The sequence below is a fragment of the Streptomyces lushanensis genome (assembly GCF_001700515.1).
Taxonomy (GTDB): domain Bacteria; phylum Actinomycetota; class Actinomycetes; order Streptomycetales; family Streptomycetaceae; genus Streptomyces; species Streptomyces lushanensis.
The window spans coordinates 1-10,185 of record NZ_MAUD01000368.1 but is presented as its reverse complement, the minus strand read 5'-3'; the positions used below and the strand labels follow the sequence as shown (position 1 = coordinate 10,185).

The window sequence follows — 10,185 nt, the reverse complement described above, 5'->3', positions numbered from 1 at the left end:
CGCCGCCGCGCTCTTCACCGGCGTGGCTCAGGCCGACGACGACGCCTTCTCCGACAACGAGTGGAACGCGAGCGTCGCGACGCTGGTCGGCGGCGGCGTGGGTGGACACAACCTCGGCAACTCGACGACCACGCAGCAGGTGGCGACCGGCGCCGGCGCGTCCAACCAGAACAACACGGCCAACGTGATCGGTGCGGGTTTCACGACCATCGACCAGTCCAACGAGAACATCGCGGTGAACTTCGCCAGCCACTGGTGACACAGGGCCCGACGGGGGGCGTGACCGAGGGGTGAACGATGTTCTGCGCGGCGGCACTTCGGTGCCGTCGCGCAGTCCGTTGTGGGGCGGCGCGCGCCCTTCGCTGTCCGGGTGCCCGTGGGCCCGTCGGCACACACCCGTGGTGTCCGCGTGCCTGCCGTGTTCGGGCGCCCGCGTCCGGCTGCCCGCGTCCGGCTGCCCGTGTCCCGGCTGTCCGTATCCCGTATGGCTGTGTCCTGTATGTCCGACTGCGCCTGTCCTGGCCGACCTGGTCTCGGCCGTCCGTGTCGTGTTCGTCGCAGCGCGTACGTCCCGGCAGCTCGCGCCGTGTCCGCGGTCGGATACGTCCCGTGCCCAGGGTGACCCTGATGGTCTCCCTCATCCCACCTCCACCTTCAGGAGGTGGGGCGGACACCACCCCTACACCCTGAGGCGGACATCTCTTCGGGACCTGGGGCCGATCCCCGGAGGCAGGGCTCACTCCTAGCGTGGAGCCATGACCACGCCTGTCTGCACGAGCGCCTCCACGGCCGCCAAACCGGCACCGCACGCGCCGTACGTACATCACGCGCCGTCCGTGCCCGCCGTACCGTCCGTGGCCGCTGTACCGTACGCGCCGCATCCCGCCCAACCGGGCCACCAGGCCCACCCGGCTCACCCGGCCCGTCCCACCTACGCGTCGTTCTCCTCGTACGTACGGGCGCGGGGGCCCGTGCTGCTGAGGACCGCCCGTTCCCTCACCTCCAACCCGTGCGACGCCGAGGACCTGTTGCAGACGGCCCTCACCAAGACGTATGTCGCCTGGGACCGCATCGAGGACCACCGGGCCCTGGACGGTTACGTCCGCCGCGCCCTGCTCAACACCCGCACCTCGCAGTGGCGCAAGCGCAAGGTCGACGAGTTCGCCTGCGAGGAACTGCCCGAGCCCGCGGGCCTGCCGGCGCCGGATCCCGCCGATCGGCAGGTGCTGCACGACGCCATGTGGCGCGCGGTGATGAAACTGCCCGACCGCCAGCGGGCGATGGTCGTCCTCCGCTACTACGAGGACCTCAGCGAGGCCCAGACCGCCGAGGTGCTCGGAGTCTCGATCGGTACGGTCAAGAGCGCGGTGTCCCGTGCGCTCGGCAAACTCCGGGAGGACCCGGATCTTTCCCCGGTCCGCTGACGTCCGGTGGGACGTCAGTTCCTCACTCGTCCGCCCATGTCCCGTCCGCCCATGTCCCGTCCGCCCACGTCCCGGCTGCTGACTTCCCGTCCGCTGATGCCGCGGTCGGACGTCGCCTCCGTACCGGTCCACCGTCAGCAGACCCGCAGACCTCTTCGTTTCCGTTCCCGGGTAGTGACATACCGCGCGGTACGTGAGCAGAATCTCCGCAACCCATAGCGCGACGGAGCGCTAGCGCCCACCGGGAGGACGCCGTGCTGAGCACCATGCAGGACGTACCGCTGACTGTGAGCCGCATCCTGCACCACGGGATGACCATCCATGGCGCGTCGTCGCACGTCACGACCTGGACCGGCGGGCCCGAGCCGGAGCGCCGCAGCTTCGCCGAGGTCGGCGGGCGCGCGACACGGCTCGCCAACGCCCTGCGCGACGAACTCGGCGTCGGCGCCGACGAGCGTGTCGCCACGCTGATGTGGAACAACGCCGAGCACGTCGAGGCCTATCTCGCCATCCCGTCCATGGGCGCGATCCTCCACACCCTCAATCTTCGGCTCCCGCCCGAACAGCTCGTCTGGATCGTCAACCACGCCGCCGACCGCGTGGTGCTCGTGAACGGCTCGCTGCTGCCGCTCCTCGCACCGCTCCTCCCGCACCTCCCGACCGTCGAGCACGTCGTCGTCTCCGGTCCCGGCGACCGGGCGCTGCTCGCCGGTGGTCCACTCGCCGACGCCTCCACGCGGGTGCGGGTGCATGAGTACGAGGAGCTGATCGCCGGCCGCCCCACCACGTTCGACTGGCCCGAGCTGGACGAGCGGACCGCCGCGGCCATGTGTTACACCTCCGGCACCACCGGGGATCCCAAGGGCGTCGTCTACTCGCACCGTTCGATCTATCTGCACTCCATGCAGGTCAACATGACGGAGTCGATGGGGCTGTCGGACAGGGACACCACCCTGATCGTCGTACCTCAGTTTCATGTGAATGCCTGGGGCCTGCCGCACGCCACCTTTATGACCGGCGTGAACATGCTGATGCCCGACCGCTTCCTCCAGCCCGGTCCGCTCGCCGAGATGATCGAACGCGAGCGGCCCACGCACGCCGCCGCCGTTCCCAGCATCTGGCAGGGACTGCTCGCCGAGGTCACCGCGCGCCCGCGCGATCTCACCTCCATGGCCCGCGTCACGATCGGCGGCTCCGCGTGTCCGCCGTCGCTGATGGAGGCGTACGACAAGCTCGGTGTACGGCTCTGCCACGCCTGGGGCATGACGGAGACGTCGCCGCTCGGCACGATGTCCAACCCGCCCGCCGGACTGACCGCGGACGAGGAGTGGCCGTACCGCATCACCCAGGGCCGGTTCCCGGCCGGCGTCGAGGCCCGTCTCGCCGGACCCAGTGGCGACTTCCTGCCATGGGACGGCGAATCGGCCGGTGAGCTGGAGGTACGTGGCCCATGGATCGCGGGCGCCTACTACGGCGGCGCGGGAGGCGAACCGATCAAGCCGGAGGACAAGTTCAGCCCCGACGGCTGGCTGCGCACGGGCGATGTCGGAGTCATCAGTCCCGACGGCTTCCTCACGCTCACCGACCGCGCCAAGGACGTCATCAAGTCCGGCGGTGAATGGATCTCCAGCGTGGAGCTGGAGAACGCGCTGATGGCCCATCCGGAGGTGGCGGAGGCCGCGGTCGTGGCCGTACCGGACGAGAAGTGGGGCGAGCGGCCACTCGCGACCATCGTCCTCAGGGACGGCGCGTCGCCCGATTACGCGGCGCTCAAGGAGTTTCTCGCCGGGAAGATCGCGAAGTGGCAGCTTCCCGAGCGGTGGGCGGTGGTGCCGGTGGTGCCGAAGACGAGCGTCGGGAAGTTCGACAAGAAGGTGATCCGCAGGCAGTACGCGGACGGGGAACTGGACGTCACTCGGGTGTAGGGGGACGGACCTTCCTCGGGTTCAAGGAGGGCGAAGAAGGCGAGGAGGGTGAGGAGTCGCTCGGAGCCGGTCGTCCTCTCCTGTCCTGTCCGACCGGACAGGACGGGAATGGACGGGAATGGACGGGACTGATCGGGATTGGACCAGTGTTGGGCAGGACCGGACCGGACTGGGTCGGGCAGGACCGGACCGGATTCGTGGACGTGGCCGGGTTCCTGCCGGTTTTGGGCCGTATCGGTCTTCAGCTGGAACCGGCCCTCAGTCCGTACCGGCCCTCAGTCCGTACCGGCCCTCAGTTCGTACCGATCTTCGCGAGGAGGTCGACGATCCGGGACTGCACCTCGGTGCTCGTGGAGCGCTCGGCGAGGAACAGTACGGTCTCGCCGGACGCGAGCCGAGGCAGTTCCGCGCGGTCGATTCCCGCCGAGGTGTAGATGACCAGAGGAGTCCGGTTCAACTGGCCGTTCGCCCGCAGCCAGTCGACGATGCCCGCGCGTTGCCGCCGTACCTGCATCAGGTCCATGACCACGAGGTTCGGCCGCATCTGGGAGGCGAGGGCGACCGCCTCGTCGTCGGTGCCCGCGCGCGCCACCTGCATTCCGCGCCGCTCCAGCGTGGCCGTCAGCGCGAGCGCGATCTCCACGTGCTCCTCGATCAGCAGCACGCGCGGCGGATGCTGTTCGCTGTCGCGCGGGGCCAGGGCCTTGAGGAGTACGGCGGGGTCGGCGCCGTACGCCGCTTCCCGGGTCGCCTGGCCCAGGCCGGCCGTCACCAGTACGGGGACCTCGGCGGCGACCGCGGCCTGGCGCAGCGACTGGAGGGCGGTACGGGTGATCGGTCCGGTCAGCGGGTCGACGAAGAGCGCGGCGGGGAACGCGGCGATCTGGGCGTCGACCTCCTCGCGGGAGTGCACGACCACCGGGCGGTAGCCGCGGTCGCTGAGCGCCTGCTGGGTGGAGACGTCCGGCGCGGGCCAGACCAGCAGCCGGCGGGGGTTGTCGAGCGGCTCGGGAGGGAGTTCGTCGTCGACGGGCCGTGGCTGAGGGCGGTTGGCGACCTCGACCGCGCCGCCGGGACCGTCCAGCGGCTCGGGGCCTTCGGCACCCTCGTCGGGTGCCCCGATCGCGTACGACCGGCCCTCGGGATGGGCGGAGGGCAGCCGCGAACCGGGCTGAGGGGGCCCCGGCTGGGGCGGGTGCGACGGGTGCGGCGCCGACGTGCTCGCGGGGTGGGGCCGGCCCTGTGGCTGCGTCTGCGGCTGCTGTTGGGGGTGCGGATGGGCCTGGGCGTGCGGCAGGGCGTTCGCCTCGGAGCGGTCGTCGCTGTCGGCGGGCGGCGTGCCGAGCTTACGGCGCCGCCCCGAACCGAGGGACTGGCCGGAGCCGAGGGGCGGGGTCGAGCTGAGGGACGGGGCCGAGCCGAGGGACGGGGCCGAGCCGAGGGGCGGGGTCGAGCCAAGGCCCTGCCCCAGGCCCTGGCCTTGCCCCTGGCCCTGGTTCGGGTGCTGGTCCTGCGGCTGAGGAGTCTGGTGGGGCTGGGGCTGCTGGTGAGGCTGAGGCGGCTGGTGTGCGAAGGGCACGCCCTGGCCGAGGGTACGCACGCTGAAGGCGCGGCCCTGGGTGGAGTCCGGGGAGACCGGAGCCTCCTCGGGGAGAGGAAGCGCGGGCGGCAGCGGTTGATGAGCGCCATGCCGAGGATCGGTGAGGGCGGGCTCGCTCGCAGCGCCCTGCGCGGTCGGTACGGGACCGCCCGGGGCCGCCGGGGGCGTCTGAGCGGGCGGCATGCTTCCCGCGTTGCCGCCCGTGTCGGTGCCCGTACGGCCGTCCGCGTTCGCGGAGGTGTACGGGTCGTCGGGCCAGCCCGGCGGTGCGGTCATCGTGCCGAAGCCCGAAGTGGTGGGCATGCCCTGCCCGTTGGACGCGGGGTTCGCGTCCTGGCCGGGAACCGGTCGGCCAGGAGCCTGGCCGTCCGCCGTTTGTCCCGGCGGGGTCTGTCCCGGCGGGGTCTGTCCGGGCATGGCGAGTCCGGGTGTGCCCCAGCCGTTCGGGTCGACGGGCATGGCGCCGGTGCCGCTGCTCGTACGACCGTCCGCGCCCGCCGCGTTTCCGGTGCCTCCGGCGCTCTCGGGCCAGGTGGGCGGCGCCGGGTGCTGGGTGTCGTCCGTACCGCCACGGCGCCGGCCCGAGGGCAGCGGGTGTGCCTGCGGCGGGGTGTGGTCGGCGGTGTGGTCGGTGTCCGGTCGCGTACGTACGGAGTCGTGGCGGCCCGGGAGCGAGGCGTCCTGGGCACGGGTGGCCGGCCTGCTCGGCGCAGCCGGGGACGGGGCCGGAGCGGGCGACGGACCGCGGTCGGCGGCGGCGGGCGGCAGGGCGAAGGCGCTGCGGGCACCCTCGGACTCCGCGGGTGCGGGCCGTTCCGTATGCCGCTCCTGCGCGGGGGCCAGGGCGCGCCGGGCACGCCGTCCGGCGGGCTGCTGCGCTCCGGAGGCACCGACGGGAACGTGCTGCCCGGGGCCCTGCTGCCCATGGTCCTGGTGTCCGGAAACCTGCTGTCCAGGAATCTGCGGCCCGGGAATCTGGGGTCCGGGAATCTGCGGCCCGGGGACCGACTGCCCGGGGACCTGCTGTACGGGAGGCAGCGGCGCGGGCATCGGAGCCGGGGCGGGAGACGGAGGCGGGATCGGAGCCGGAGCCTGGGCCGCGGGTGCGACCGGTGCCGCCGGCGCGGGCTGTGGTGCCGGGGGTGCGGGCGGCGCGAACGGCGCGGGAGCCGCCATGGGAGCGGCAGCCGCCATGGGCTCCCCCGGACCGATCGCGGGCGCGGGCGCCACCGGCCCGGAACCGGAGGAGCCGGACGGGCCGGGGGAAGCGGGGGAACCGGACGAGCCGGAAGGGAGCGCCGGAAGCGCCCTCTGCCCGCCGTGCCGCGCCCGGCGTCCCGTGCCCGCCGTCGCGGCGTCCACGGGTACACCCTGCGGCGGTACGGCCTGGCCCAGCGCCGCCCGGCCCGTCGGACGAGCGCCCTCGGCGGCCGTGACGACCGACCCTTCCGAGGGAGCCGCGGCGGGCAACGCCATGGCCGAACCGACGGCCACTCCGCCGCCCGGCCCCGTACCCGGTCCTGCCGACGGCGTCACGCCCGCGGCACCGCCGGCCGAGGCGTCCTCGGCCGGGCTGGGCCGCCCGCGTCGGCGCCCCGTACCGCCGCCACCGGTCCCACCGGCATCCTGCGCCGGGATCGCCGCGATCAGCCCCTGCTGACCAAGCTGTCCTTGCTGTCCTTCGAGAGCGGACCCGCCGGCGGTCCCGGTGCTTCCAGTGCTCCCGGTGCTTCCAGCGACCGCTCCCGGAGCCCCGCTCTCGGCCGCGCGCGCCCGCCGTCGTCCCGTGGGCTCCCCGGCGTCCTCCCCCGGACCTTCCAGGAACGCGTCCGTGGACGAGCGACGCGCCCGCCGCCTGCCACCGCCCGAGGTCCCGGGAGCCTGCTGCGCGGGCAGTCCTGGCGCGGACGGCGCGTCCACCGATGGCGACACCGACGCCGGCACCGGCGCGGGCGGCGGAACCGTACCCGAGCCCTCTCCCAGCGGCAGTTCCAGCACGTACGCGCTGCCGCCCAGGCCCGGCATCTCGTGCGTCTGCAACACGCCACCGTGTGCTCGTACGATCCCTCGGACGATCGGTTCATGTACCGCATCGCCACCGGCGAACGGTCCGCGTACCTCGATCCGTACGACATCACCGCGCTGCGCCGCGGCCACCACGATCGTCGAATCGACATATCCGCCGCCCGGCATCAGCCTGGCCCGGCCCGTCGAGTCGACACCGGCCACATCGGCGACGAGATGCGCCAGCGCCGTCGCGAGCCGCGCCGCGTCCACCTCGGCCTCGATCGGCGGGGCGTGCACCGCGAACTGCGCCCGGCCGGGCCCGATCAGCTCGATCGCGCCCTCCACACCGGCCGCGACGACTCCGTCGAGCAGGGCGTTCGTCTTGACGAGCTGTTCCGTGCCGGCGTCGAGCCGCTGGTAGCCGAGGACGTTGTCCACGAGCGTCGTCATCCGGGCGTAACCGGCGGCCAGATGGTGCAGGATCTGGTTCGCCTCGGGCCAGAGCTGGCCGGCCGGGTCGGCGGCGAGCGTGCCCAGTTCGCCGCGCAGCTCCTCCAGCGGACCGCGCAGCGATTCGCCGAGTACGGCGGTGAGCTGGGAGTGCCGGCCGGCCAGCTCCCCGTACCGCTCCGTGAGCTTCTCGATCTCGGCGGCGTACCGGTCGCTGCGGTCCGCCAGCTCGGCCGCGTGCCGTTCGTTCGCCTCCGCCAGCTCGGTGGTGAGGCGGTCCGTCGTACCGGTCAGCTCGGCGGTGAGACGGTCGGTCGTGGCGGTCAGCTCGGCCGTGTGCCGCTCCGCCGCCTCCGTCAGTTCGGTGGCGTGCTGCTTGGTGAGGTCGTCGAACGGACGGCGGTCGGTGAACGTCATCACGGCGCCGACGAGCTGGTCGCCGTCCCGTACCGGCGCGGTCGTCAGATCGACCGGCACCTGCTTGCCGTTCTTGGCCCACAGGACCTGTCCGCGCACCCGGTGCTTGCGTCCCGACCTGAGCGTGTCGGCGAGCGGCGAGTCCTCGTACGGGAACGGCTCGCCGTCCGCGCGCGAGTGCAGGATCAGCGGATGGAGCTGGTGGCCGCCGAGGTCGCTGGCGCGGAAGCCGAGGATCTGGGCCGCCGCGGGGTTGACGAGGACGACCCGGCCGTCGGTGTCCGTACCGACGACACCCTCCGAGGCGGCCCGCAGGATCATCTCGGTCTGGCGCTGCGACCGGGCCAGCTCGGCCTCGGTGTCCATGGTGCCGGAGAGATCCCGTACGACCAGCATGAGCAGCTCGTCGCCGGTGTAGCTGTGCGAGTCGTTGTACGCGTCCCTGCCGTCCTCCAGGCTCGCGCTGGTGACCTCGGCCGGGAACTCGCTGCCGTCCGTGCGCCGCGCGATCATGCGCGTCGGTTTCGTACGGCCGCGCGCGTCGGCGGCGTCGGGCCGGCGCATCGAGCCGGGGATCAGCTTGGAGTCGAACTCGGGCAGCAGATCGAGCAGCCCGCGGCCGACCAGCGCCGTGCCGGGGGTCTCGAACATCTCCAGCGCGATGGTGTTGGCGTTGACGACCGTGCCGTTGGCGTTGACGAGCACCAAGCCGTCGGGGAGTGCGTCGAGTATCGCCGCGAGGCGAGCAGCGCCTCGGGATGGCCTGCTGCTCACGACGACGCTTCCTCCCTGAACCACTGCACCTTGCTGACGGCCGAACCCATCTTGCCTCTCGGGTCCCGGCATGTCACTGGAGGGAGTCTAAGGGCTGGGGAGGTGCCCGCGGCGGCGGATGAGCCGGAGCCTTGATGAGGGTTGTGTGCGAATGACCCCGGAATGGCCTCCGCCCGGACAGGACCTAGCTGAGTGTCATCGGCCGGTCACGGGGCCGGGACGGCTCGGGCGGGACCGGCTCGGGCGGGGACGGCCGGGACCAGCGGGAACGGACGATCACCGGGGCCGGTGACCGGCGGCCGGTGACCGGCGGCCAGGGCGCCGACGAACGGCGCCGAGAGGCTTACAGCCTGGCGCCCGGGAGGACGGGCTCCAGCGTGCGCCAGCGGGCGATCTCGCAGCCGTTCTTGCGGTTGAAGGAGGCGTTGACGCGGTGGCCGTGCCAGGTGCCGGTGACCCGGGCGGTGGCGTCGCCACCGTGCTGCATGGTGCACATGGCGCCCGGGGCCACGGGCGCGAACGGGTCCAGACCTTCGCCGGAGAGCTGGGCCAGCCGGTCGCAGGCGGCCCGCGCGCGGGGATGCGTACCGCCGGCCGGACCGCACGTCAGTTTGAACGTGCCGTCGGCCGCCGCGGTCCCGCTGCCCGCCACGGTGACGGTGAACTGGCCCGAGGGAGCCGTCGACGGCGGCGCCGTGAGCCCTGGGCGGGAGAGGTCCGGCAGGGCGAGGGGGCCGGCGGGGACGGGTCCGGCGACGGCGCGGGCGGACGGCCCGGCGACGGCGGCGGGCGCGAGGGCACCCGCGGCGGGCGCGAGGGCGCCCAGCACGGCGACGGACGCGGCCACGGAGGCGACGGCGGTGAGGGCGAGGCGACGCGGCATGGAAGCTCCTGACGGGTTACGGATCCGGGGACGGCGCCCCGACATCTCTAACGCGCGTCGAGCTCCGGCGTTGCGCACCCGTAAGGGCTTTGCTCTGGGCCCCACCCGCCTAGTACCGTGAGGAGCGATTGGTGACACCCCACCTGGCTGTGTCATCATCTGCACGCAGCACTCGCGCCCGCGCGGGTGTGCTGGAGGCGTCGCCTAGTCCGGTCTATGGCGCCGCACTGCTAATGCGGTTTGGGCCTTAAAGCCCATCGAGGGTTCAAATCCCTCCGCCTCCGCGCATCAACACCGAAGCCCCGTCCACTCGGCCGGGGCTTCGATCGTTCCCGCCCTGTTTAGGTGTTTCCGCAGGTCAGGCAGGGTGTGGGCAATGGATTTCACCTGGCGCCACAGGTCATGTAATGTTGTTCCCGCAACGCCGACCGGCAAGAAAAACCCCGGAACGCCAAGCACTCGTAGCTTAACGGATAGAGCATCTGACTACGGATCAGAAGGTTGCAGGTTCGAATCCTGCCGAGTGCACAGCATGTCGGAGGCCCCTCAGAGAGATCTGAGGGGCCTCTGGCGTTTTCGCCTGCACGGCAGCGACGTACGGGCAACTGTGTGGCCGCCATGGCCGGCCTTGCGGGCGGTTGTGCGGGAGGCATGGGGGCGGACGTGTGGGTGGAGCGTGGTGGTGGTGGGTGAGCGGGGTCGTGG

General features: G+C 72.5%; 4 protein-coding genes, 2 tRNA genes and 1 pseudogene. 5 read left to right on the top strand and 2 right to left on the bottom strand.

Features of this window, described 5'->3' with window-relative positions:
* The 3 genes and pseudogenes from BFF77_RS26330 to BFF77_RS26320 form a co-directional block, all read left to right on the top strand.
* A pseudogene (locus BFF77_RS26330) lies at nt 1-259 on the top strand (hypothetical protein); the annotation flags it as partial.
* A gap of 496 nt (nt 260-755) precedes the next feature.
* Nucleotides 756-1,424, top strand: coding sequence for a SigE family RNA polymerase sigma factor (locus BFF77_RS26325; protein WP_107422257.1), 669 nt, complete (start codon nt 756-758; stop codon nt 1,422-1,424).
* 254 nt (nt 1,425-1,678) lie between these two features.
* The gene (locus BFF77_RS26320) at nt 1,679-3,349 is read left to right on the top strand and encodes a long-chain fatty acid--CoA ligase (protein WP_066954341.1); all 1,671 of its coding nucleotides are present in this window, start codon (nt 1,679-1,681) and stop codon (nt 3,347-3,349) included.
* Nucleotides 3,350-3,641: 292 nt separating this feature from the next.
* On the opposite strand, the gene BFF77_RS26315 is transcribed toward BFF77_RS26320, so the two are convergent.
* Together BFF77_RS26315 and BFF77_RS26310 are read right to left on the bottom strand one after the other, a co-directional pair.
* On the bottom strand, nt 3,642-8,597 hold the full coding sequence (locus tag BFF77_RS26315; RefSeq protein WP_211280316.1) for a PAS domain-containing protein: 4,956 nt from the start codon (nt 8,595-8,597) through the stop codon (nt 3,642-3,644).
* Nucleotides 8,598-8,940: 343 nt separating this feature from the next.
* Nucleotides 8,941-9,480 carry an SSI family serine proteinase inhibitor gene (locus BFF77_RS26310; protein WP_066954335.1) on the bottom strand — a complete coding sequence of 180 codons (540 nt, stop codon included), beginning with the start codon at nt 9,478-9,480 and terminating at the stop codon, nt 8,941-8,943.
* A 193-nt stretch (nt 9,481-9,673) separates the two neighbouring features.
* On the opposite strand from BFF77_RS26310, the gene BFF77_RS26305 reads away from it, so the two are divergent.
* Both BFF77_RS26305 and BFF77_RS26300 read left to right on the top strand, forming a co-directional pair.
* Nucleotides 9,674-9,764: transfer RNA gene (locus BFF77_RS26305), tRNA-Ser, on the top strand.
* A 171-nt stretch (nt 9,765-9,935) separates the two neighbouring features.
* Nucleotides 9,936-10,008: transfer RNA gene (locus tag BFF77_RS26300), tRNA-Arg, on the top strand.
* Nucleotides 10,009-10,185: the final 177 nt, after the last annotated feature.

What these genes read in the sequence shown, in the direction of transcription:
- BFF77_RS26310 (WP_066954335.1), bottom strand. Translation starts at nt 9,480, where the DNA reads ATGCCGCGTCGCCTCGCCCTCACCGCCGTCGCCTCCGTGGCCGCGTCC.
- BFF77_RS26325 (WP_107422257.1), top strand. Translation starts at nt 756, where the DNA reads ATGACCACGCCTGTCTGCACGAGCGCCTCCACGGCCGCCAAACCGGCA.